Annotated in this window: 22 protein-coding genes; 10 read left to right on the top strand and 12 right to left on the bottom strand. The window is 73.5% G+C overall.

The features are described from left to right. Positions 1 to 82 precede the first annotated feature (82 nt). The 4 genes from ACFQ8C_RS31415 to ACFQ8C_RS31400 all read right to left on the bottom strand — a co-directional run bounded on the left by ACFQ8C_RS31415 (position 83) and on the right by ACFQ8C_RS31400 (position 3,229). Complete coding sequence (locus ACFQ8C_RS31415) at positions 83 to 1,045, bottom strand: electron transfer flavoprotein subunit alpha/FixB family protein (RefSeq protein WP_383464122.1); 963 nt, start codon at positions 1,043 to 1,045, stop codon at positions 83 to 85. 56 nt (positions 1,046 to 1,101) lie between these two features. After that, positions 1,102 to 1,887: an electron transfer flavoprotein subunit beta/FixA family protein gene (locus ACFQ8C_RS31410; RefSeq protein ID WP_383464119.1), complete on the bottom strand. Its 786-nt coding sequence runs from the start codon at positions 1,885 to 1,887 to the stop codon at positions 1,102 to 1,104. Positions 1,888 to 2,086: 199 nt separating this feature from the next. Next, positions 2,087 to 2,611 carry a flavin reductase family protein gene (locus ACFQ8C_RS31405; RefSeq protein WP_383464116.1) on the bottom strand — a complete coding sequence of 175 codons (525 nt, stop codon included), beginning with the start codon at positions 2,609 to 2,611 and terminating at the stop codon, positions 2,087 to 2,089. Between the two features lie 291 nt (positions 2,612 to 2,902). Continuing rightward, a complete protein-coding gene (locus tag ACFQ8C_RS31400) occupies positions 2,903 to 3,229 on the bottom strand; it encodes a TlpA family protein disulfide reductase (protein WP_383464114.1) in 327 nt (108 codons plus the stop codon). 225 nt (positions 3,230 to 3,454) lie between these two features. On the opposite strand from ACFQ8C_RS31400, the gene ACFQ8C_RS31395 reads away from it, so the two are divergent. Continuing rightward, positions 3,455 to 4,180 (top strand): lysophospholipid acyltransferase family protein, encoded by a 726-nt coding sequence (locus ACFQ8C_RS31395; protein ID WP_383464111.1) that lies wholly within the window; start codon positions 3,455 to 3,457, stop codon positions 4,178 to 4,180. Between the two features lie 148 nt (positions 4,181 to 4,328). Here the strand turns inward: ACFQ8C_RS31395 and ACFQ8C_RS31390 are convergent, their stop codons facing one another. The 5 genes from ACFQ8C_RS31390 to ACFQ8C_RS31370 form a co-directional block, all read right to left on the bottom strand. Then, positions 4,329 to 4,931 (bottom strand): transglutaminase domain-containing protein, encoded by a 603-nt coding sequence (locus tag ACFQ8C_RS31390; RefSeq protein WP_383464108.1) that lies wholly within the window; start codon positions 4,929 to 4,931, stop codon positions 4,329 to 4,331. 74 nt (positions 4,932 to 5,005) lie between these two features. Further along, positions 5,006 to 6,103: a threonine aldolase family protein gene (locus ACFQ8C_RS31385; RefSeq protein WP_383464106.1), complete on the bottom strand. Its 1,098-nt coding sequence runs from the start codon at positions 6,101 to 6,103 to the stop codon at positions 5,006 to 5,008. Then, positions 6,082 to 6,840, bottom strand: a complete 759-nt coding sequence (locus tag ACFQ8C_RS31380) for an SDR family NAD(P)-dependent oxidoreductase (protein WP_383464103.1) — start codon at positions 6,838 to 6,840, stop codon at positions 6,082 to 6,084. Before ACFQ8C_RS31380 ends, ACFQ8C_RS31385 begins: the two co-directional genes overlap by 22 nt. 35 nt (positions 6,841 to 6,875) lie before the next feature. Next, positions 6,876 to 8,279: a DUF6421 family protein gene (locus ACFQ8C_RS31375; protein WP_383464100.1), complete on the bottom strand. Its 1,404-nt coding sequence runs from the start codon at positions 8,277 to 8,279 to the stop codon at positions 6,876 to 6,878. Between the two features lie 156 nt (positions 8,280 to 8,435). Then, on the bottom strand, positions 8,436 to 9,008 hold the full coding sequence (locus ACFQ8C_RS31370; protein ID WP_383464097.1) for a GNAT family N-acetyltransferase: 573 nt from the start codon (positions 9,006 to 9,008) through the stop codon (positions 8,436 to 8,438). 171 nt (positions 9,009 to 9,179) lie between these two features. Here ACFQ8C_RS31370 and ACFQ8C_RS31365 point away from each other — a divergent pair, with 171 nt between their 5' ends. The 4 genes from ACFQ8C_RS31365 (at position 9,180) to ACFQ8C_RS31350 (ending at position 12,354) form a co-directional block, all read left to right on the top strand. Next, positions 9,180 to 9,782, top strand: coding sequence for a DUF5134 domain-containing protein (locus ACFQ8C_RS31365; protein ID WP_383464094.1), 603 nt, complete (start codon positions 9,180 to 9,182; stop codon positions 9,780 to 9,782). Between the two features lie 111 nt (positions 9,783 to 9,893). Beyond that, positions 9,894 to 10,841, top strand: a complete 948-nt coding sequence (locus ACFQ8C_RS31360) for a M56 family metallopeptidase (protein ID WP_383464091.1) — start codon at positions 9,894 to 9,896, stop codon at positions 10,839 to 10,841. A gap of 94 nt (positions 10,842 to 10,935) precedes the next feature. Beyond that, the gene (locus tag ACFQ8C_RS31355) at positions 10,936 to 11,604 is read left to right on the top strand and encodes a phosphatase PAP2 family protein (protein WP_383464089.1); all 669 of its coding nucleotides are present in this window, start codon (positions 10,936 to 10,938) and stop codon (positions 11,602 to 11,604) included. Positions 11,605 to 11,736: 132 nt separating this feature from the next. Continuing rightward, the gene (locus ACFQ8C_RS31350) at positions 11,737 to 12,354 is read left to right on the top strand and encodes a TetR/AcrR family transcriptional regulator (RefSeq protein ID WP_383464086.1); all 618 of its coding nucleotides are present in this window, start codon (positions 11,737 to 11,739) and stop codon (positions 12,352 to 12,354) included. Between the two features lie 11 nt (positions 12,355 to 12,365). On the opposite strand, the gene ACFQ8C_RS31345 is transcribed toward ACFQ8C_RS31350, so the two are convergent. Next, entirely contained in the window at positions 12,366 to 13,895 is a 1,530-nt protein-coding gene (locus ACFQ8C_RS31345) for an LVIVD repeat-containing protein (protein WP_383464085.1), read from the bottom strand. Between the two features lie 174 nt (positions 13,896 to 14,069). Between ACFQ8C_RS31345 and ACFQ8C_RS31340 the strand changes: the two genes are divergently transcribed. Then, the gene (locus tag ACFQ8C_RS31340) at positions 14,070 to 14,720 is read left to right on the top strand and encodes a DUF305 domain-containing protein (protein ID WP_383464082.1); all 651 of its coding nucleotides are present in this window, start codon (positions 14,070 to 14,072) and stop codon (positions 14,718 to 14,720) included. On the opposite strand, the gene ACFQ8C_RS31335 is transcribed toward ACFQ8C_RS31340, so the two are convergent. Further along, positions 14,698 to 15,090, bottom strand: coding sequence for an ArsR/SmtB family transcription factor (locus ACFQ8C_RS31335; RefSeq protein WP_383464080.1), 393 nt, complete (start codon positions 15,088 to 15,090; stop codon positions 14,698 to 14,700). The genes ACFQ8C_RS31340 and ACFQ8C_RS31335 overlap by 23 nt on opposite strands. 160 nt (positions 15,091 to 15,250) lie before the next feature. On the opposite strand from ACFQ8C_RS31335, the gene ACFQ8C_RS31330 reads away from it, so the two are divergent. Next, the gene (locus ACFQ8C_RS31330) at positions 15,251 to 16,330 is read left to right on the top strand and encodes an NADH:flavin oxidoreductase/NADH oxidase (RefSeq protein ID WP_383464077.1); all 1,080 of its coding nucleotides are present in this window, start codon (positions 15,251 to 15,253) and stop codon (positions 16,328 to 16,330) included. Positions 16,331 to 16,466: 136 nt separating this feature from the next. Then, on the top strand, positions 16,467 to 17,549 hold the full coding sequence (locus ACFQ8C_RS31325; protein WP_383464074.1) for a WD40/YVTN/BNR-like repeat-containing protein: 1,083 nt from the start codon (positions 16,467 to 16,469) through the stop codon (positions 17,547 to 17,549). A 34-nt stretch (positions 17,550 to 17,583) separates the two neighbouring features. Here the strand turns inward: ACFQ8C_RS31325 and ACFQ8C_RS31320 are convergent, their stop codons facing one another. Next, on the bottom strand, positions 17,584 to 18,261 hold the full coding sequence (locus ACFQ8C_RS31320; protein WP_383464071.1) for a uracil-DNA glycosylase: 678 nt from the start codon (positions 18,259 to 18,261) through the stop codon (positions 17,584 to 17,586). 87 nt (positions 18,262 to 18,348) lie between these two features. Here ACFQ8C_RS31320 and ACFQ8C_RS31315 point away from each other — a divergent pair, with 87 nt between their 5' ends. Together ACFQ8C_RS31315 and ACFQ8C_RS31310 are read left to right on the top strand one after the other, a co-directional pair. Continuing rightward, positions 18,349 to 19,347 carry an N-acetylglucosamine kinase gene (locus ACFQ8C_RS31315; RefSeq protein ID WP_383464069.1) on the top strand — a complete coding sequence of 333 codons (999 nt, stop codon included), beginning with the start codon at positions 18,349 to 18,351 and terminating at the stop codon, positions 19,345 to 19,347. A 171-nt stretch (positions 19,348 to 19,518) separates the two neighbouring features. Continuing rightward, positions 19,519 to 20,436 carry a sirohydrochlorin chelatase gene (locus ACFQ8C_RS31310; RefSeq protein WP_383464067.1) on the top strand — a complete coding sequence of 306 codons (918 nt, stop codon included), beginning with the start codon at positions 19,519 to 19,521 and terminating at the stop codon, positions 20,434 to 20,436. The last annotated feature ends 49 nt before the right edge of the window (positions 20,437 to 20,485 follow it).

Here is a 20,485-nt window from a genome sequence, read left to right as displayed (position 1 = left end):
GTCCAGTGGTCCCCCCCCCCGCGGGGGGCCCGCCGGGCGGAAATCGCCGTGCGGCCCCCTGGACCTGCGGAGGAGCGGGTCGTCAGCCCTTGCGGGTCTGGACCTCCTGGGTCAGGACCGGGACGACGTCGAAGAGGTCGCCCACCACGCCGTAGTCGACGAGGTCGAAGATCGGCGCCTCGGCGTCCTTGTTGATGGCGACGATGGTCTTCGAGGTCTGCATGCCGGCGCGGTGCTGGATCGCGCCGGAGATGCCCGCCGCGATGTACAGCTGCGGGGAGACCGACTTGCCGGTCTGGCCGACCTGGTTGGAGTGCGGGTACCAGCCGGCGTCGACGGCGGCGCGGGAGGCGCCGACGGCCGCGCCGAGCGAGTCGGCGAGGGCCTCGATGACCGAGAAGTTCTCGGCACCGTTGACACCACGGCCACCGGAGACCACGATCGCGGCCTCGGTCAGCTCCGGGCGGCCGGTCGACTCGCGCGCGGTGCGGGCGGTCACCTTGGTGCCGCGGGCCTTCTCCGAGAAGGAGACGGCCAGGGCCTCGACGGCGCCGGCGGCCGGGGCGGCCTCGACGGGGGCCGAGTTCGGCTTGACCGTGATGACCGGGGTGCCCTTGGAGACGCGGGACTTGGTGGTGAAGGAGGCGGCGAACGCGGACTGCGTCGCGACCGGGCCCTCGTCACCGGCCTCCAGGTCCACGGCGTCGGTGATGATGCCGGAGCCGATGCGGACCGCGAGGCGGGCCGCGATCTCCTTGTTCTCGGCGGAGGACGGGACGAGCACGGCGGCCGGGGAGACGGCGTCGTACGCGGCCTGGAGGGCGTCGACCTTGGGGACGACGAGGTACTCGGCGAACTCGGGGGCGTCGGCCGTGAGGACCTTCACCGCGCCGTGCTCGGCGAGCGCGGTGGCGGTGTCGGCGGCGCCGTTGCCGAGGGCGACCGCGACCGGCTCGCCGATGCGGCGGGCGAGGGTCAGCAGCTCCAGCGTGGGCTTGCGGACGGCTCCGTCGACGTGGTCGACGTAGACGAGGATCTCAGCCATGGGACTTCCATCTCCTGCGAACGAAAAGGGGGCGGTCTGAGCGGCTCGCGGGAGCCTTAGATGAACTTCTGGCTCGCGAGGTACTCGGCGAGCTGCTTGCCGCCCTCGCCCTCGTCCTTGACGATGGTGCCCGCGGTGCGCGCCGGACGCTCGTCGGCGGAGTCGACGGCGGTCCAGGAGCCGGCCAGGCCGACCTCGTCCTCGTCGATGTCCAGGTCGTCGAGCTCCAGCTCCTCGACCGGCTTCTTCTTGGCGGCCATGATGCCCTTGAAGGACGGGTAGCGCGCCTCGCCCGACTGGTCCGTCACGGAGACGACGGCCGGGAGGGAGGCCTCCAGCTGCTCGGAGGCGGTGTCGCCGTCACGGCGGCCGGTGACGGTGCCGCCCTCGACCTTGACCTCGGAGAGCAGGGTGACCTGCGGGACGCCCAGGCGCTCGGCCAGGATCGCCGGGAGGACGCCCATGGTGCCGTCGGTGGAGGCCATGCCGGCGATGACCAGGTCGTAGCCGGTCTTCTCGATCGCCTTGGCGAGCACCAGCGAGGTGGCCATGACGTCGGAGCCGTGCACGCCCTCGTCGTCGACGTGGACGGCCTTGTCGGCGCCCATCGACAGCGCCTTGCGCAGCGCGTCGCGCGCGTCCTCGGGGCCGACGGTGAGGACGGTCACCTCGGCGTCGTCCGCCTCCTCGGCGATCTGCAGCGCCTGCTCGACCGCGTACTCGTCGAGCTCCGACAGGAGACCGTCGACGTCCTCGCGGTCGACCGTCAGGTCGTCGGCGAACTTCCGGTCGCCAGTGGCGTCCGGCACGTACTTCACACAGACAACGATCCTCAAGCTCACGCCGGCTCTCCTACTGCATCGTCATAACTGGGCTGCCTTGTTGCTCGCAGCATAGGCGCCTGAAGGGCGGGTTTCCGGTCGGGGCGCCGGACGCCCCGAACCAGATATTACTCGTCAGTACACCCAGTTCGTGACCATTAAGCAAGCGCTCAGCAATGTGATCTGCCCAACGCGCGGAAGGCGGCCGCCACGGGAACTCTCAGTCGCGCAGGGCGTTGAAGCGCCCGTGGTGGTAGAGCAGCGGGCGACCCGCGCCGTCGGGGTCCCCCGCGACGGCCTGGGCTATCACGATCCGGTGGTCGCCGGCGGGCACCCGGGCCACCACCCGGCAGACCAGCCAGGCCAGCACCCCGTCGAGGACGGGCACGCCCTCGGGCCCCCGGCTCCAGCGGGTCGGCTCGGCGAAGCGGTCCGCGCCGCTGCGCGCGAAGGTGGCCGCGAGGTCCTCCTGGTGCTCGCCGAGCACGTGCACGCCGATGTGCTCGGCCTCGGCGAGCACGGGCCAGCTGGAGGAGCCGGTGCCCACGCCGAAGGAGATCAGCGGCGGGTCGGCGGCGACGGAGTTGAGCGAGGTGGCGGTGAAGCCGACGGGGCGCTCCCCGTGGGCGGTGATCACGGCGACGCCGGCGGCGTGGCGGCGGAAGACGGAGCGCAGCAGGTCGGGCGAGGCGGAGTGGGTGGCGCCGATCGTCTGAACGGTACGGAGCTCGGGCGAAACCGTCATGGAGTTGTCCTTCGTACGGGGCGGCGTGGAGCGGGGTCCGGGGGCGTCAGAGGCCCGGACAGCGCGCGCTCGCGTGGCGGCCCAGGTCCACGTGGGCCCGGCCGTAGAGAAGGAGGTCACCGGTCACTCCGTCAGGGTGACGACGGGTGACGGCCCAGGTCAAGTGCGTACCGCGATGTGGGAGATGTGTCACCGCGTCAGAAGCCCGGGCCCCGCCCGGCCCACACCGGGCACCCCGACCGCCGGGCGCGCCGAGCGCCGCCCGGCCCCCGCCTCGCGACACCGCCCGGCTCACAGTGCGTGACCGAGGGCGGCGATCACGTCCGCCCTGCGGGGCTGCCCCGCGGCCCGGCGGACGATCCGGCCGGCCGCGTCGAGGACGAGGACGGTGGGCGTACGGGTCACCCCGAGGTCGCGCACGAGAGCGAGGTGCTCCTCGGCGTCGATCTCCACGTGCGCCACGCCCGGCACCATGGCCGCCACCTCGTCGAGCACCCGGCGGGTCGCCCGGCAGGGCTGACAGAAGGCGCTGGAGAACTGGACGAGGGTCGCGCGCTCCCCCAGTTCCGCGCCGCCGAGGCGCTCCGGCCCGAGCCTCCGCGTCGTGTCCACCGTCATCCTTCCCCGCCGTTTCCGCGTCCTTCTCCCCGTGCAGCGTCGCACGGCACCGTCGGATTCCCGCCACGACCACCGCGAGTGACGAGAATCTCCCTGTACGAAGCCGCCTGGACTGGTCACGGCGGCCCACATGGGGCACGATCTGCCCAAAGCCGAAAACCTACGGCCGCGTAACTTCGCCGGGAGAGCCCTCCCAACAGGCATGGACGAAGGGGTACCTCTCCCATGGCAGAACTCGTGTACCGACCGGTGGTCGGCGCCGCGCTCACCATGTTCAAGGCGCTCGACCTCAAGATCGACACACAGGGTTCGGAGCACATCCCGCGGACCGGCGGCGCCGTCCTGGTCAGCAATCACATCAGCTACCTGGACTTCATCTTCGACGGCCTGGCCGCGCTGCCGCAGAAGCGCCTGGTGCGCTTCATGGCGAAGGAGTCGGTCTTCCGTCACAAGGTCTCCGGGCCGCTGATGCGGGCGATGAAGCACATCCCCGTGGACCGCTCCCAGGGCGAACACGCGTACAAGCACGCCCTGGAGGCGCTGCGGGCCGGCGAGATCGTCGGCGTCTTCCCCGAGGCGACCATCTCGGAGTCGTTCACGCTGAAGAGCTTCAAGTCGGGCGCGGCCCGGCTCGCCCAGGAGGCCGGGGTTCCGCTGATCCCCATGGCCCTGTGGGGGACGCAGCGGATCTGGACGAAGGGCCGTCCGCGGAACTTCAAGCGGGCGCACATCCCGGTGACGATCCGGGTCGGCGAGCCGCTGGAGGCCCCCGCCGACCAGTACGCGGGCGCCATCACGCGCCGGCTGCGCGAGCGGGTCCAGGAGCTCCTGGAGGCCGCGCAGCGCGCCTACCCGGTGCGCCCGAAGGACGCCGCGGACACCTGGTGGATCCCCGCGCACCTGGGCGGCACGGCGCCGACCCCGGAGCAGCTGAAGGCCGCCGGGAAGTAGTCCCGGCCCCGCCTGCCCGGGACCGCCTGCCCGGGACCGCCTGCCCGGGACCGCCCGGGACCGCCCGGGACCGCCCGCCCAAGGCCGGCCCGCCCGGGGCCGCCGGCGGTGAGCGCCGGGGCCTGGTCGCCGCTCCCCGCCGCCGGGGTCACAGGGCCGTGGGGAGGATCCGCCACAGATGGGGCCGGTCGGCCGCGACCCGGAGCGCGCGGAGCACCACCGGATGGGGTTCGGCGTAGAGCACGGGGTAGTCCACTTCACCGGCCTCCGGGCGTACGGCCCAGGCCAGCCGCTCCTCACCGACCGAGAACTGGGCGTCCACACCGGGCGGGGCGTTTCCGCGCACGTCCTGCCGGGCCCACCGCTCCTCCCCCGGCAGCAGCACGGCGACCAGTCCGTGGATCACCGGGTGGGAACCGTCCTCCTCGGCGAGCCGCTGGTAGCAGAGGGCGGCGGGGATGGCGCGGGCCCGCAGCAGCGCGGCGTACGCGGTCGACTTCGCGTAGCAGATGCCGGTGCCGAGCCCGAGGACGTCGGAGGCGCGCCAGGTGACGCGCGGGTCGCCGGAGTCCTGGGAGTGCGGGATGGCGTCGCGGACGAACTCGTAGGCCGCCTTGGCGTATGCGTATGCGTCCGAGTGCGTGGCGGACAGCCGCTCCGCCGTGGCGCGGACCAGCGGGTGATCGTGGTCGACGGCCTCGCCGACGGCCAGGTAGGCGCCGATGTCCGGGTTCTGCTGCGTCAGCTCCATACGGCCCGAGCATAGGAATGCGGCCGAGTGGAGTCAATCCTTTTCCACTCGACCGCATATCTATTCACGTATGGCTAGCGGGCCAGCTCTTCCTTCAGGGCCTGGAGGAAGGCGTCGACGTCGTCCTCCGTGGTGTCGAAGGAGCACATCCAGCGCACGTCGCCGGCCTGCTCGTCCCAGAAGTAGAAACGGAAGCGCCGCTGGAGCCGGCGGCTGACCTCCTGCGGGAGGCGCGCGAAGACCGCGTTGGCCTGCACCGGGTAGAGGATCTCCACCCCGTCCAGGGCGCGCACGCCGTCCGCCAGGCGGCGGGCCATCGCGTTGGCGTGCCGGGCGTTGCGCAGCCACAGGTCCTTGGCGAGCAGCGCCTCCAGCTGCACCGACAGGAAGCGCATCTTCGACGCGAGCTGCATGGACAGCTTGCGCAGGTGCTTCATGTGGCTGACCGCGTCCGGGTTGAGGACGATCACGGCCTCGCCGAAGAGCATGCCGTTCTTGGTGCCGCCGTACGAGACGACGTCGACGCCCACCGCGTTGGTGAAGGCGCGCATCGGCACGTCGAGGGAGGCGGCCGCGTTGGCTATCCGGGCGCCGTCGAGGTGCACCTTCATGCCCTTGGAGTGGGCGTGCTCGACGATGGCGCGGATCTCGTCCACGGTGTAGACGGTGCCCAGCTCGGTGTTCTGGGTGATCGAGACGACCTGGGGCATCGCCCGGTGCTCGTCCTCCCAGCCCCAGGCCTGCCGGTCGATCAGCTCGGGGGTGAGCTTGCCGTCCGGGGTGGGCACGGTGAGCAGCTTGAGGCCGCCCATGCGCTCCGGCGCGCCGCCCTCGTCCACGTTGATGTGGGCGGACTCGGCGCAGATCACGGCGCCCCAGCGGTCGGTGAGCGCCTGGAGGGCGGTCACGTTCGACCCGGTGCCGTTGAAGACCGGGAAGGCCTCCGCGAGCGGGCCGAAGTGGCTGTGCACGATCCGCTGGAGGTGGTCGGTGTACTCGTCCTCGCCGTAGGCGACCTGGTGGCCGTCGTTGGCGAGGGCGATCGCGGCGAGGATCTCGGGGTGGACGCCGGCGTAGTTGTCGCTCGCGAAGCCCCGGACCGACGGGTCGTGGTGACGACGGGCGTCGGTCCGGTGTCCGAGGGCGGCGGTCACGGTGCGGGGGTCAGCCACAGGCGCTGTCCATTCACTTCCTGGGCGGGCCGGTCCCACAGGCCGGCGATCTCGTCGGCCAGGTCCTTCACGTCGGTGAAGCCCGCGAACTTCGCGTTGGGGCGTTCGGCGCGCATGGCGTCGTGCACCAATGCCTTGATCACCAGGATGGCAGCCGCGGCCTGGGGGCCTTCCTCGCCCCCCAGCTTGCGGAAGGAGTCCGCCATGGCCAGGGTCCAGGCCTCGGCGGCGGCCTTGCCGGCGTTGTACGCGGCGTTGTTGGCCTGCGGCTTGTGGGCGCCGACCTGGCTGATCAGCGCGTAGCGGCCGCGGCCGCCGCTGCGGAGCAGGGCGTCGTGGAAGGCGAGCGAGGTGTGCTGGACCGTGCGGATCAGGAGCTTCTCCAGGAAGTCCCAGTCCTTGAGGTCGGTCTCGGTGAAGGAGGAGCTGCCGCGCCAGCCGCCCACGAGGTGGACGACGCCGTCGACGCGCCCGAACTCCTTCTCCGTCTTGTCCGCCCACGCGCGCGTGGCGGCCAGGTCGAGGAGGTCCACGGTCTCGCCGACGACCTTGGCGCCGTGGGTCCCGCGGGCTGCCTCGACCGCCTCGGCGAGGCGGGCCGGGTCGGCGTCGGCGGCGACCACGGTCGCACCGGCGCCGGCGAGGCGGATCAGGGCCGCCCGGCCGGCGGGGCCGGCCGCGCCGGCCACCGCGATGACGGCCCCGTCGAGGGGTCCGCCGTTCGATTCGGCGTTCATGGGTGCCGCCTCCTCCGTGTCCTGGCGGGCAGCGCTCACGCGGCGACCCGCTCGGTGCCCGTGACGTCCGCGGCCGTGATGCCCTTGGTGTCGGCGATCACGCCCTTCAGCTTCTTGGCGAGGGCCTCGAAGAACATGCTGAGGGGAAACTCGTCGGGAAGCACGTCGTCGACGAGCTTGCGCGGCGGGAGGGTGAGGTCGAGGGCGTCGGGACCCTTGGCCCACTTGGAGCCCGGGTGCGGGGCGAGGTAGCCGGAGACGAACTCGTACGCCTTGAACCAGTGGACCAGCTTCGGGCGGTCGATGCCGTCGCGGTAGAGGGTCTCGATGTCGGAGCAGAGGCGGTTGGTGACCTCGGGGGCGCGCTCCCAGTCGATGGTGAGGACGTTGTCCGTCCAGCGCACCACGTCGTTCTTGTGGAGGTACGCGAAGAGGAGCTGGCCGCCCAGACCGTCGTAGTTGCGGTTGCGGTCGCCGGTGAGCGGGAAGCGGAACATCCGGTCGAAGAGGACGGCGTACTGCACGTCACGCCCGTGCGCGTTGCCCTCGCCCTCCAGCTTCACGGCCTCCTTGAAGGCGGTGAGGTCGCAGCGGAGCTCCTCCAGGCCGTACATCCAGAACGGCTGGCGCTGCTTGATCATGAAGGGGTCGAAGGGCAGGTCGCCGCGGCTGTGGGCGCGGTCGTGGACCAGGTCCCAGAGGGCGAAGGCCTGCTCGCAGCGGGTCTGGTCGCCGAGCATGGTGGCGATGTCCTCGGGGAGCGTCACGCCGAGGGTGTCGACGGCGGCCTCGGTGACCTTGCGGAAGCGGGCGGCCTCGCGGTCGCAGAAGATGCCGCCCCAGGTGAAGCGCTCGGGCACCTCGCGGACGGCGACGGTCTCCGGGAAGAGGACGGCCGAGTTGGTGTCGTACCCGGCGGTGAAGTCCTCGAAGGTGATGCCGCAGAAGGCGGGGTTGTCGTACCGGGTGCGCTCCAGCTCGGAGAGCCACTCGGGCCAGACCATGCGGAGCACGACGGCCTCGAAGTTGCGGTCCGGGTTGCCGTTCTGCGTGTACATCGGGAAGAGCACGAGGTGCTGGAGCCCGTCCGCGCGGCCGGCGGCCGGGTGGAAGGTCAGCAGCGAGTCCAGGAAGTCCGGGACGCCGAAGCCGCCCTCGGACCACTTGCGCAGGTCGGCGACGAGGGCGCGGTGGTACTCGGCGTCGTGCGGCACGAGCGGGGAGAGCTGCTCGACGGAGGCCACCAGCCGGTCGACGGTCAGCTCGACGAGGGAGCGCGCGGGAGCGCCCTCGGCCTCGAAGTCCACGGATCCGTCGGCACGCTGCCAGACACGGATCTCCTCCACGGCGTTCTTGAGCTCCGGCCAGGCAGGGTGGTCGATGACGCGTGCGGTGGCTATCCCCTCACCGGTCACGTCCTGCACAAGAATTTCCGTCATTCCTCTTCCTCCACAGGAGAACCTCGCGTAAAGGAACCGTAACCACGCATGGCTCATCCCCGCAAGGGGAGCAAGAGAAATTCTCCCGTTGGACACCCACCCGACCGCATTTTTTCCTGTCGGCCGGGGGGTGAACGCGTGCTTCCGCCGAAAGGATCAGACCAGGGACTTCACCAGGAGCTCGAAGCGGAGGTCGTCGCGCCGGGGCACGCCGAAGCGCTCGTCGCCGTACGGGAAGGGGCTCGTCTCACCGGTGCGCCGGTAGCCGCGCCGCTCGTACCAGGCGATCAGCTCCTCACGGGCGGTGATCACCGTCATGTGCATCTCGCGGGCGTCCCACAGCTCGCGCACCCGCCGCTCGGCCTCCGCGATGATCCGCTTGCCGAGGCCGGCGCCCTGGAGCTCGGGACGGACCGCGAACATGCCGAAGTACGCGGCCGCGCCGCGGTGCTCCAGCTGGCAGCAGGCGACCGTCGCCCCGTCCCGCTCCACGAGCAGCAGGACGCTGCCGGGAGCGGTGATCACGGCGGCCACGCCCTCCGGGTCGGTCCGCTGCCCGTCGAGGAGGTCCGCCTCCGTCGTCCAGCCGCCCCGGCTCGCGTCGCCCCGGTAGGCCGACTGGACCAGCGGCACCACGACGGGGACGTCGTCGAGCACCGCCCGCCGGAAGGTGACGGTGCCGGGCTCCTGGCTCTCGGTGATGTCGGGAACGGGCGTGGCGGTGTCCATCGTGCGGGGGCTCCCCTCGGGCGCTGTGACCGGCGTACGCGGCCGTCCCGAGCCTAACGCGCGCCACCGCACTCCCCTTTCGTACGCCTGTGCGCGCCCGTGCGCCCGCGTGCGCGCGCCCGGCGGCGGGCAGTCCCTCCCCGGGGGCACGAGTCGAGGGGGAGGTGTGCCGTGCACGGACCGGCCCTGTCGGGGTGGCTGCTCGTCGCGCTCTGCGCGGCCGTCGGAGCGTACTGCCTGCTGCGGATGCGGGCCTGCGTCGGCGAGGAGCGCCGCGCCGCGCGCGCGGAGGCGGTGATGGGCTTCGGCATGGCGGCGATGGCGCTGCCGCCCGTCGTGCTCACCCCGCCCTCCTGGAGCTGGGCGGCGTACGCGGCGCTCTTCGGCGCGGCGACGGTGGCGGACCTCCTCGCGGCGCGCCGCGACGGGCACCGGCTGCACCACGCGGTCGGCTCGCTCGCCATGGTCTACATGGCGCTCACGATGGCCCCCTCGGCGGCGACCGGCGCACAGGGGGTGCACACGGCGCACGGCGCGGGCGCGGCCACGGCGGCGACCGTGGCCGGGGGCGTACCCCTGCTCACCGGCGGACTGCTCCTCTACTACACGGTGTACGTGCTCCGCTCCGGCGCCCGGCTCGTCCCGGTCGCCCCGCACGCGCGCGTGGCGGGACCGGTCGGCGGAGGGCCCGCGTGGGCGACCCGGCCGGAGCTGACCCTCGCGTGCCGGCTGTCGATGGGGCTGGCCACCCTGGCGATGCTGTGCACGCTCTGAGTCCCTTGCCCCTCACGGGCGTTCGGGTTCGCGGCCGCCGAAACCGTGGCGTACGTCACTTGCCCGGTGAGGCCATACCCCCGGGGAGCACCCCCCTCATAGGCTGACGCCATGTGGGTCTCCCTCGCGTTGCTCCTGCTCGGCGTCCTGACCGCGCTCACCGCACCCCGGCTGCTCGCCCGGGCCGACTGGGTGGAGCGAGAACCGGTCGTGGCGCTGTGGGTCTGGCAGTGCGTGGTGGCCGCGGTCCTGGTCAGTTTCGCGCTCTCCATGACCTTCAGCGCGGCCGCCGCCTGGCAGGCCGTGCGCGGACAGGTCTTCGCGCCCGCGCCGCGCGCGGTGCTCGACGCGTACGAACTCTCCACCGACGGCGGCCCCTGGTCCGCGGTGCTCGCCGTGGTCCTCGCGGCCGGCGGGCTCTGGACCGGCGCCATGCTCGGACGGGAGATCGGGCTGGCCCGCGCCCGCCGCCGCAAGCGCCGCGACGACCTGCTGGTCCGCGCCCCCCGGCTGCCCGGGGAGGAGGAGACGGAGGGCGGGCGGCTCGTCGTCCTGGAGGGCGAGCGCCCCGACGCCTGGTGGCTGCCCGGCACCACCCCGCGGCTCGTCGTCACCACCGCCGCGCTGCGCCGGCTGAAGGGCCGCCAGCTCGACGCCCTCCTCGCCCACGAGCAGGGCCACGCCCGGGCCCGGCACGACTGGCTGCTCCACTGCTCCGGCGCGCTCGCCTCCGGCTTCCCCGGCGTCCCGGTCTTCACCGCCTTCCGCGAGGAGATGCACCGGCTGGTCGAACTGGCCGCGGACGACGTGGCCTCGCGCCGCTTCGGCCGGCTCACGGTCGCGCTCGCCCTGGTGGAACTGAACGAGGAGCGGGGGGTGTTCGCCGCCCCGCCCGGCACCGGCATCGAGGCCGGCCTCCCGCAGCGCGTCGACCGGCTGCTCGCCGCCGCGCCCCGGCTGCCCGCCGGCCACCGGCTGCGCCTGACGGCCACCGCGGCGCTCGTCCCGGTCGTCCCGGTGCTCGTCGCCTTCTTCCCGGGCCTGGCCGCGCTGGGCTGAGGCGTCGGCGGTGGCGGTCAGGGGCGCACCGGCCCGCGCGCGGACCGGTGTTGCGCGGGGCGGTGCGGGGCGGCCGGTCCGGCAGGATCGGGGAATGCGTTATTCCGCCGTGGTCTCCGGGATCCTCGCCCTGCTGTTGCTCGTACTCGTGGTGGTCGGCTGGCCACCGCTGCTCTCCTTCGACCGCTCGGTCGACGAGGCCCTGCACCGCAGCGCCCTCGCGCACCCCGGCCTCACCCGTCTCAACCGGGTGCTGAGCGACTGGGTGTGGGACCCGTGGACGCTGCGGGCGCTGGCCTTCGCCGTCGCGCTGGTCCTCCCCCGGTACGGGCACCGCCGCCTGGCGCTGTGGGTGGCCGGGACCGTACTGGCGGCGCTCGGGGTGCAGCAGGCGGTGAAGGCGCTGGTCGGCCGGGAGCGGCCGGTCTGGCGGGACCCGGTGGACTCCGCGTCGTTCGCCGCCTTCCCCTCGGGCCACGCCATGACGGCCGCCGTGGTCTGCGGACTGCTGCTCTGGGTGTTCGCGGTGGTCGGGCGGGAGCCGTGGCGCGGCTGGGGCACCGCGGCCGGTCTCGCGGTGGTGTCGGTGCTCGGGGTCGGCTGGACCCGGATCTACCTCGGGGTGCACTGGCCCTCGGACGTGCTGGCCGGCTGGCTGATGGGCTGGTGCTGTGTGGCCGTCGCCGTCGTGGCGTACCGCCGGGGCGACGGCGCCCGGCCGCTTCCGGCGCCGCCGCGCGACCACGAAGGGGAAGGGACATGACGAGGCCGCCCGTCCTGGACGATCCCCCGTGTCGCCCAGGAAAGGCGGCCTCCCCGCCGTCACGCCACGAGGGCGGGGCGACGAGCCGCGCTGAGTATATTGGCTGCGAGCCAGTCAACGCAGGAGCCCAGCATGACGCCGCGTAGCCCATCGGTCAACGAAGAGCTTCGCCGACGCTCGCGGGAGCGGATCCTGGCGGCCACCGTGGAGCTCGTCGGGCGGCACGGATACGAGGCGACCACCCTCGGGGACATCGCCCGGGAGGCCGGGGTCGCACGCGGTCTGGTCTCGTACTACTTCCCCGGCAAGCGCCAGTTGCTCCAGTCGGCGGTGCACCGGCTGATGCACCTCACGCTCGCCGAGGCGCTGGAACGCGAACCGCGGAGCGAGGACGGCGCGGAGCGGCTCGCCCGGGCGATCGACGCCGTCCTGGGGCTCGCGGTGGACCGGCCGACGCTGATGCGGACGCACATGGCGGGCATCCTCCAGGCCGAGGGGTTCGTGCGCTGCGAGGAGCAGCAGCAGCTCGCCCTCCTGCTGCGGGACACGGTGGAGCGGTACGGCTCCGCCGACGTGGACCGGGACTATCCGCTGCTGCGGGCGCTGCTGATGGGCGCGGTGGTGGCGGTGCTGCTGCCGGGGGCGCCGATGCCGATGGCGCGGCTGCGCGCGGAGCTGTTCCACCGGTACGGGCTGGCGTGGGAGAGCGGCATGCCGCCGGACGGTGGGCCGCCCGACGGCGTGCTCTGACGCTTCCGGGGTCAGTTCCGGTCGTCGTCGAAGTCCTCGAAGTAGTCCGGCTGGGTCTGGACGTTGAGCTCGTCCATCCGGATCCGCTTCGCGGGGTCGGTACGCCGGTCGACGATCTTCAGGACGTCGAGGCCCCGGGCGATCTCGTTCGAGTAGACGTGGCCGTTGTAGTAGTACGCGGACCAGGAGCCGCCCGTGGTGAGCGCGGTGTCGGAGACCGGGCCGCGGTCGAAGTAGCCGATCTCCTTCGGGTGCGCGGAGTCGGTGAAGTCCCAGACGGAGACGCCGCCCTGGTACCAGGCCTGGACCATGAGGTCCTTGCCCTTGACCGGGATCAGCGAGCCGTTGTGCGCGACGCAGTTCTCGGTGTCGGCCTGGTGGCGCGGGATCTTGTAGTAGCTGCGGAAGACCAGCTTGCGCTTGTCGCCCTTGCCGACGACGTCGTAGACGCCGTTGGCGCCGCGGTCGGGTCCGACGACGGCGTTGCAGGTGGCGCCGCCACCGCCGCCGAGCTCGTCGGTGAAGACGACCTTGTTCGCCTTCTGGTTGAAGGTCGCGGAGTGCCAGAAGGCGAAGTTCACGTTGTCCTGGACCCGGTCGATCACCCGGGGGTGCTCGGGGTCGGCGACGTCGAAGAGGATGCCGTCGCCCATGCAGGCGCCGGCGGCGAGGTCCTTGCCGGGCAGCACGGTGATGTCGTGGCAGCCGGTGGTCTTGGAGACGCCCGGGTTGGTGGGTCCGCCGGGGTTGCCGCCGCCGTCGGGGCCCTCGCCGGGGAAGAGGACGGGGAAGCCGACGACGCGGGCCTGCTCGGGGGCCTTGCGGGGCACCTTGACGACCGAGATGCCGTCGTGCGGCGGCCGGCAGTCGGGGAAGGCGGCGTTGGGCGAGTAGGAGGAGACGTAGACGTACACGTCCTTGCGCTGCGGCAGGATCGTGTGGGTGTGGGAGCCGCAGGCGGTCTCGACGGAGGCGACGTACCTCGGGTTGGCGATGTCGCTGATGTCGAAGATCTTCATGCCCTCCCAGGACTCCTTGACCGAGGCCGGCTGCGTCGTGCTGGCGCACGAGTCGTCGCTCCGGGAGGAGTCGGTGGAGAGGAAGAGGAGGTCCCCGGAGACCGAGACGTCGTTCTGGGAGCCGGGGCAGAGGACCTGGGCGACGGTCCTGGGGGCCTTCGGGTCGCTGATGTCGAAGATCCGGAAGCCGTCGTAGTTCCCGGCGAAGGCGTACCTGCCCTGGAAGGCCAGGTCGGTGTTGAGGCTCTTGAGGGCGTCCTTGGGGACGTTCGCCAGGTGTTGGATGTTGTCGCTTCGGACGATCTCGTCGACGCCGGGTATCTCGCCGCTCCGGATGGCGGACCGCGCGTCGGCCGCCTGCGCCGCCGGGACCGGCGCCTGGACCGGGGCGTCGCCGGGGTCGGGGGTGGCGGCGGCGGTTCCGGTGGCGAGCAGGGCGGCCAGCAGGCCGGCGGCGGCGGTGGCCGCGCCGAGGCGTCTGATCCGGGACCGCGGACTGTGCGGGGTATGCAACGAAGTCACTCCGTCCTCCTGTTTTCCGTTCAATGCTGAACGGTGCTGGACCCCGGCAGTATGTTCCTTGGCGTGCACATCCCAACAGATGGCAACACAGATGTAATGAAGGATCCCGGGCGACTCCCCCGCAAGAACTGTCAGGATCGGCCCCCGTACCCACAAATCCCGCTGGAGGCACCGTTGCTGGTCCGTCATCGGCGTTCCGCCGTCGCCGCCACCCTCACCGCGCTCGCGGTACTCGCCCTGGGCGCCTGCGAGTCGGACTCCGGCGCCGCGGCGCCGAAGCCCACGGTCTCGGGGACGGGCACGGTGGTGGTGCCGGGCAAGCCCGGCAAGCCGGCCCGGCGGGTCTCGCCGGAGGAGGCGGCGAGCCTGCTCCCCGACGAGCGGCCGAACGGCGCGGACTTCCGGTACGTGCAGATGATGGTCGTCCACCACCGCCAGGCCCTGACCATGACGGCGCTGGCCCCCACCCGCGCCGGCTCGCCCGCGGTCCGGAAGGTGGCCGAGCGGATCGCGGCGGCGCAGCAGCCGGAGATCGGGGCCATGGAGGGGTGGCTGAAGACCAACGGCGGGCCGCGCGGGCAGGGCGCCCACGACCATCACTCGATGCCGGGCATGGCGACCGAGGCCCAGCTGACGGAGTTGCGGGCGGCGAAGGGCACGGCCTTCGACGAGCTCTTCCTGAAGCTGATGGTGACCCACCACGAGGGCGCCGTGACGATGGCGGCCGAGGTGCTCGGTCAGGGCAACAACGTGCAGGTGGAGGAGATGGCGAACGACGTCATCGCGCAGCAGACCGCCGAGATCAACCGGCTGCGGTCGCTGTGAGACCGGCGCCCCCGGGCGCCCCGACCGGCTCCTGGCGGGCGGCCTGCGCCTCGGCCGCCGCCAGGACGGTGTCGAGGAGGCCCGGGAAGAGGGCGTCGAGGTCGGCCCGGCGCAGCCCGTTGAGCTTGGCGGTGCCGCGGTAGTCCTGCCGGATGACGCCGGCCTCGCGGAGCACCCGGAAGTGGTGGGTGGTGGTCGACTTGGTGACCGGGAGGACGAAGTAGGAGCAGCTCAACTGCGTCTCCGCGGCGGCCAGTTCGCTCACGATCCGCAGTCGCACGGCGTCCGAGAGCGCGTGCAGCACCGACTCCAGGCGGATCTCCTCGCGCGTGGGGTGCTCCAGGAGGCGGGTGCTGGCGGGGGTCGTCATGGCGGCGGCTCCACTTTCTCCGGAGGGTCGGACCGGCGGGACTCCATTGTACGAGGATCCTCGTAGTTTGACAGTCGCCGTACTACGATGGGTATCGTACGAGCATCCCGCCGGGCCTCCCCACGTCCGGCACCCCGGCCGCCCCGAAACGGAGTCCGCGATGAGCGCCGCCCTCTTCGAGCCCTACACCCTCCGCTCGCTGACCGTCCCCAACCGCGTCTGGATGGCGCCGATGTGCCAGTACTCGGCGGAGGTCTTCGGGCCGAACGCCGGGGTCGCCACCGACTGGCACCTCGCCCACTACGGCTCCCGGGCCACCGGAGGCGCCGGCCTGATCCTGGTCGAGGCCACCGCCGTCGCCCCCGAGGGCCGGATCAGCCCCGCCGACCTGGGCCTGTGGAACGACACCCAGACCGAGGCGCTGCGCCGGATCACCTCCTTCGTCAAGGCGCAGGGCACCGTGCCCGGCATCCAGCTGGCCCACGCCGGCCGCAAGGCCGCCACCCAGCGCCCCTGGCTCGGCCGCGGCCCCGCCCCGGCCGAGGAGGCCTGGCAGCCGCTCGCCCCGAGCCCGGTCCCCTTCGACGAGGGCTACCCGGTGCCCACCGAACTGACCGAGGACGGCATCCGCGAGGTCGTCGGCCACTTCGCGGCCGCCGCCCGCCGCGCCCTGGCCGCCGGCTTCGAGGTCGTCGAGGTGCACGGCGCCCACGGCTACCTCATCGGCGAGTTCCTCTCCCCGCACAGCAACCACCGCACCGACGCCTACGGCGGCTCCTTCGAGAACCGGACCCGGCTCGCCCTGGAGGTCGTGGACGCCGTCCGCGCCGTCTGGCCCGAGGAACTGCCGGTCTTCTTCCGCGTCTCCGCCACCGACTGGCTGGAGGAGGCGGGCTGGACCCCGGACGAGACCGTGCGCTTCGCCGCGCTGCTGCGCGAGCACGGCGTCGACCTGCTCGACGTCTCCAGCGGCGGCAACGGCGGCCCCGCCCGGATCCCCGTCGGCCCCGGCTACCAGGTCCCCTTCGCCGCCCGCGTCAAGGCCGAGACCGGACTGCCGGTCGCCGCCGTCGGCCTCATCACCGAGCCCGCGCAGGCCGAGAAGATCCTCGCCAACGGCGAGGCGGACGCGGTCCTCCTCGGCCGCGAGCTGCTCCGCGACGCGTCCTGGCCGCGCCGGGCCGCGCGCGAACTGGGCGCCTCCACCCTCACGCCGCCGCAGTACGCCTGGACGATCTGACCGGCGCCGCTCCGGCCCGGCACCGCCGAGGACACCCCGCGACCGACCGGTCACGGGGTGTCCTCGGGCGCCGTTGTCAGTGGCCCGGTGCAGACTGGCCCGTATCCGCGACAACGGCGTCCTGGAGGTGGGCCCCATGCCCGACGTACTTCTCACCGTAGGCACCCGCAAGGGACTCTTCATCGGCCGCAGGCACGACGGGCGCTGGGAGTTCGACGATCCCCACTTCCCGGCCCAGGCCGTCTACTCGGTGGCCATCGACACCCGGTCCGACACCCCCCGGCTGCTGGTCGGCGGCGACAGCGCCCACTGGGGCCCGTCCGTCTTCCACTCCGACGACCTCGGCCGGACCTGGACCGAACCGCCCGCGCCCGCCGTCACGTTCCCCCAGGACACCGGCGCCTCGCTGGAGCGCGTCTGGCAGCTCCACCCCGCCCCCGCCCACTCCCCCGGCGTCGTCTACGCGGGCACCGAGCCGGCCGCGCTCTTCCGCTCCGAGGACGGCGGCGCCTCCTTCGCCCTGGTCCGGCCGCTCTGGGAGCACCCGAGCCGCTCCCGGTGGGTCCCGGGCGGCGGGGGCGAGGCCGTGCACACGGTCGTCACCGACGACCGCGACCCGGACGCCGTCACCGTGGCCGTCTCCACCGCCGGCGTCTTCCGCAGCCGGGACGGCGGAGCCTCCTGGGCCCCGGCCAACCACGGCGTCGCCGCGCCCTTCCTGCCCGATCCCCACCCGGAGTTCGGCCAGTGCGTCCACAAGATCGCGCAGGACGCGGGCGACCCGGACCGCCTCTACCTCCAGAACCACTGGGGCGTCTACCGCAGCGACGACGCCGGCGGCAGCTGGACGGACATCGGCGGCCCGCTCCCCTCCGACTTCGGCTTCGCCGCCGCCGCGCACCCGCACCGCCCCGGCACCGCCTACGTCTTCCCGATCACCGCCGACTCCGACCGGGTCCCGGCGGAGCGCCGTTGCCGGGTCTTCCGCACCACGGACGCCGGCACGACCTGGGAGCCCCTGCACAAGGGCCTCCCGGAGGGCGACCACTACGGCACGGTCCTCCGCGACGCCCTGTGCACCGACGACGCCGACCCGGCGGGCGTCTACTTCGGCAACCGCAACGGCGAGCTCTACGCGAGCGCCGACGACGGCGACAGCTGGCAGCTGCTCGCCGGCCACCTGCCGGACGTCCTGTGCGTCCGGGCGGCGGTCGTCTGAACTCCCCGCCGCCGCACGACGGTCGGCGCGTCGCTCAGGGCAGCAGCCAGTCCACCGGCTCGGCGCCCTGGGCGACCAGCATCTCGTTGGCCCGACTGAAGGGACGCGAGCCGAAGAAGCCCCGGTCGGCCGAGCGCGGGGAGGGATGCGCCGACTCGACGGCGGGCAGCGTGCCGAGCAGCGGACGGGCGTTGCGCGCGTCGCGGCCCCAGAGGATGGAGACCAGCGGCGTGCCGCGCGCGGCGAGGGCGCGGATGGCCTGCTCGGTGACCTCCTCCCAGCCCTTGTTGCGGTGGGCGCCCGCGTTGCGCGGGGAGGTGGTCAGGGTCCTGTTGAGCAGCAGGACGCCCTGCCGGGTCCACGGAGTGAGGTCGCCGTTGGAGGGACGGGGGTGCCCCAGGTCGGTGTGCATCTCCCAGAAGATGTTGAGCAGGCTCGCCGGCAGCTGCCGCACCTCGGGGGCCACCGCGAAGCTCAGCCCGATCGCCATCCCGGGCGTGGGGTAGGGGTCCTGACCGACGATCAGGACCCGCACGTCGTCGAAGGGCTGCTGGAAGGCGCGCAGCACGTTCGGCCCCGACGGCAGATAGGTACGGCCCGCGGCGATCTCCCCCCGCAGGAAGTCGCCCATCTCGGCCACCCGACCCGCGACGGGCTCCAGGGCCTTGGCCCAGCCGGGCTCCACCAGTTCGTTCAACGGTCTCGCAGTCACGGTCCGTCACTCTAGCGGCCTACACCGACAACGCCCTCCGCCCTAGACTGCGGCCCCCAGGCCCCCACCCGGTGAGGACGGTTGCAGGTGGAACCCGAGAGCGAAGGCGCCGGCCGGCCGGCGGACCCGGTGGTCGTCGGCGTCGACTCGGGCGGATCGGGGCTCCGCGTCGCCCTCGCCCTCGCCGCCGACGGGACGGTGCTCGGCCGGATGGCCGCACCCGGCCCCGTACGGACCGGACCCGGCGGGATCTCCGCCGCCCACTTCCTGGAATCCGTACTGCCCGCCGTCGCCGCGCTGCGCGCCCGGGCCGGGGAGCGGCGCCCGGTACTCGCCGCCGCCGTGGGCGCCGCCGGGATGGCGACGCTCGGCGAGGAGCTGCGGGCGGTCCTCCCGGGGGCCTTCGCCGAGGCCTGGGGCGTACGCGGGACCGTGCTCGCCGCCGACGCCGTCACCGCCTACGCCGGGGCGCTCGGCACCCGGCCCGGCGCGGTCGTCGCCGGCGGGACCGGTCTGATCGCCCTCGGCACCGACCTGACCGGCTGGCGCCGGGCCGACGGCTGGGGCCACCTCCTGGGCGACTGCGGCAGCGGCGCCTGGATCGGCCGGGCGGGCCTGGAGGCGGCGATGCGGGCGTACGACGGGCGGCGCGGCGGTTCGCCCGCCCTGCTGGCCCGCGCGGAGAAGCTGCACGGCCCGGCGGCCGGGCTGCCCGCCGCGCTCTATCCGCGCACGGACCGGCCGGCGGTGCTCGCCGCCTTCGCCCCGGAGGTCGCGGCCCGCGCGGCGGACGGCGACCCGGTCGCCGCCGGGATCCTGGAGCGGGCCGCCGAGCACATCGCCGACGCCGCCGAGGCGGCCTGCCCGCCGGACCCGACGGCCGTGGTGGCGCTCACCGGCGGACTGTTCCGGCTCGGCGACCCGCTCCTCGCACCGCTGCGGACCACCCTCGCGGAGCGACTGCCCGGGGTCGTGACCGTAGCTCCCTCGGGGGATCCGCTCGACGGGGCCCTGACGCTGGCCCGCGGGCTCGCCTCGGGGGTCGGAGGGCTCCCGGAGGACCCCGCGCTGCTCCGGTTCCTCTGACCTCCGCGCCCGGCCGGGAGGACATCGCCGCTGGTGGAAGGCGTGCGGGGAGGCCGGACGGAGGGCAGGTCCACGATCCGGCGCGTCCCCGACCGGACATACAGGGGCAGAAGGCGCGGGACCGTACCTCACCGAACGCCCCCGTCCGCAAAACCAGTAGCATGCGGCGCCATGAGCACCCCCACTGGGCCCGCCAACGGCCTGCCTGTACGAATGCCGCGCCCCCGCCCGTCCGGGCGGCACCGCCGCCCCGACCCGGCGGCGGCGCCCGAGGGCGCTCCCGCCCTGGTGCTCGCCGTCCCCGGCGTGCCCTCGGCCGCCATACGCTCGCTGGCCGAGGAGCTGGTGAGCATCGCCCGGTCCGAGCTGCCCGGCCTTGAGGCCGCGATCGGATTCGTGGACGGCGACGGCGAGGAGTACCCGACGCTCACCGGCGTGCTGACCGCCGCCGCGGAGCTGCGCGAGGAGCGGTACCGGATCGCCGTGGCGGCCGGCCGCGAGGTCGAGGCCCCGCAGGGCCCCCCCGCGATCGTCGTCCCGCTGCTCGCCGGCCCGGACAGCGCCGTGATGCGCCAGGTCCGCCAGGCCGTCATGGACAGCGGCAACACCGCGGAGCTGACCGACGTGCTCGGCCCGCACCCGCTGCTCGCCGAGGCGCTGCACGTGCGGCTGTCGGAGGCCGGGCTCGCCCGCGCCGACCGCGCCCGGCTCTTCACCGTCGCCACGGCCGCGGACGGCATCGTCCTGGCCACGGTCGGCGGCGAGGAGGCCGTGCAGGCCGCCGGCATCACGGGCATGCTGCTCGCGGCCCGGCTCGCCGTCCCGGTGATGGCCGCCGCGCTCGACCAGGAGGGCTCGATCGCCTCCGTGGCCGAGCAGCTGCGCGTGGCGGGCGCGGTGCAGCTGGCGCTCGCTCCGTACCTGATCGGGCCGGAGCTGGCCGACGGCCTGCTCGACGAGGCCTCGAAGGAGGCCGGCTGCCCGGCGGCCGAGGCGCTCGGCGCCTACCCGGCCATCGGCAAGCTGATCCTCTCGCAGTACTCGGCCGTGCTCGGCCTCCCGCAGCACGGCGCGGCCCCGGCGCACTGACGCCCCGGAACCGTACGTGGGCCCGCACCGACAGCCGTCGGTGCGGGCC

Source organism: Streptomyces sp. NPDC056503, from assembly GCF_042794995.1.
In the GTDB taxonomy this organism is placed as follows: domain Bacteria; phylum Actinomycetota; class Actinomycetes; order Streptomycetales; family Streptomycetaceae; genus Streptomyces.
This window is presented reverse-complemented; position numbering and strand designations above follow the sequence as displayed.

What these genes read in the sequence shown, in the direction of transcription:
- ACFQ8C_RS31415 (WP_383464122.1), bottom strand. Translation starts at nt 1,045, where the DNA reads ATGGCTGAGATCCTCGTCTACGTCGACCACGTCGACGGAGCCGTCCGC.
- ACFQ8C_RS31405 (WP_383464116.1), bottom strand. Translation starts at nt 2,611, where the DNA reads ATGACGGTTTCGCCCGAGCTCCGTACCGTTCAGACGATCGGCGCCACC.
- ACFQ8C_RS31400 (WP_383464114.1), bottom strand. Translation starts at nt 3,229, where the DNA reads ATGACGGTGGACACGACGCGGAGGCTCGGGCCGGAGCGCCTCGGCGGC.
- ACFQ8C_RS31395 (WP_383464111.1), top strand. Translation starts at nt 3,455, where the DNA reads ATGGCAGAACTCGTGTACCGACCGGTGGTCGGCGCCGCGCTCACCATG.
- ACFQ8C_RS31390 (WP_383464108.1), bottom strand. Translation starts at nt 4,931, where the DNA reads ATGGAGCTGACGCAGCAGAACCCGGACATCGGCGCCTACCTGGCCGTC.
- ACFQ8C_RS31380 (WP_383464103.1), bottom strand. Translation starts at nt 6,840, where the DNA reads ATGAACGCCGAATCGAACGGCGGACCCCTCGACGGGGCCGTCATCGCG.
- ACFQ8C_RS31375 (WP_383464100.1), bottom strand. Translation starts at nt 8,279, where the DNA reads ATGACGGAAATTCTTGTGCAGGACGTGACCGGTGAGGGGATAGCCACC.
- ACFQ8C_RS31370 (WP_383464097.1), bottom strand. Translation starts at nt 9,008, where the DNA reads ATGGACACCGCCACGCCCGTTCCCGACATCACCGAGAGCCAGGAGCCC.
- ACFQ8C_RS31360 (WP_383464091.1), top strand. Translation starts at nt 9,894, where the DNA reads ATGTGGGTCTCCCTCGCGTTGCTCCTGCTCGGCGTCCTGACCGCGCTC.
- ACFQ8C_RS31355 (WP_383464089.1), top strand. Translation starts at nt 10,936, where the DNA reads ATGCGTTATTCCGCCGTGGTCTCCGGGATCCTCGCCCTGCTGTTGCTC.
- ACFQ8C_RS31350 (WP_383464086.1), top strand. Translation starts at nt 11,737, where the DNA reads ATGACGCCGCGTAGCCCATCGGTCAACGAAGAGCTTCGCCGACGCTCG.
- ACFQ8C_RS31335 (WP_383464080.1), bottom strand. Translation starts at nt 15,090, where the DNA reads ATGACGACCCCCGCCAGCACCCGCCTCCTGGAGCACCCCACGCGCGAG.
- ACFQ8C_RS31330 (WP_383464077.1), top strand. Translation starts at nt 15,251, where the DNA reads ATGAGCGCCGCCCTCTTCGAGCCCTACACCCTCCGCTCGCTGACCGTC.
- ACFQ8C_RS31325 (WP_383464074.1), top strand. Translation starts at nt 16,467, where the DNA reads ATGCCCGACGTACTTCTCACCGTAGGCACCCGCAAGGGACTCTTCATC.
- ACFQ8C_RS31310 (WP_383464067.1), top strand. Translation starts at nt 19,519, where the DNA reads ATGAGCACCCCCACTGGGCCCGCCAACGGCCTGCCTGTACGAATGCCG.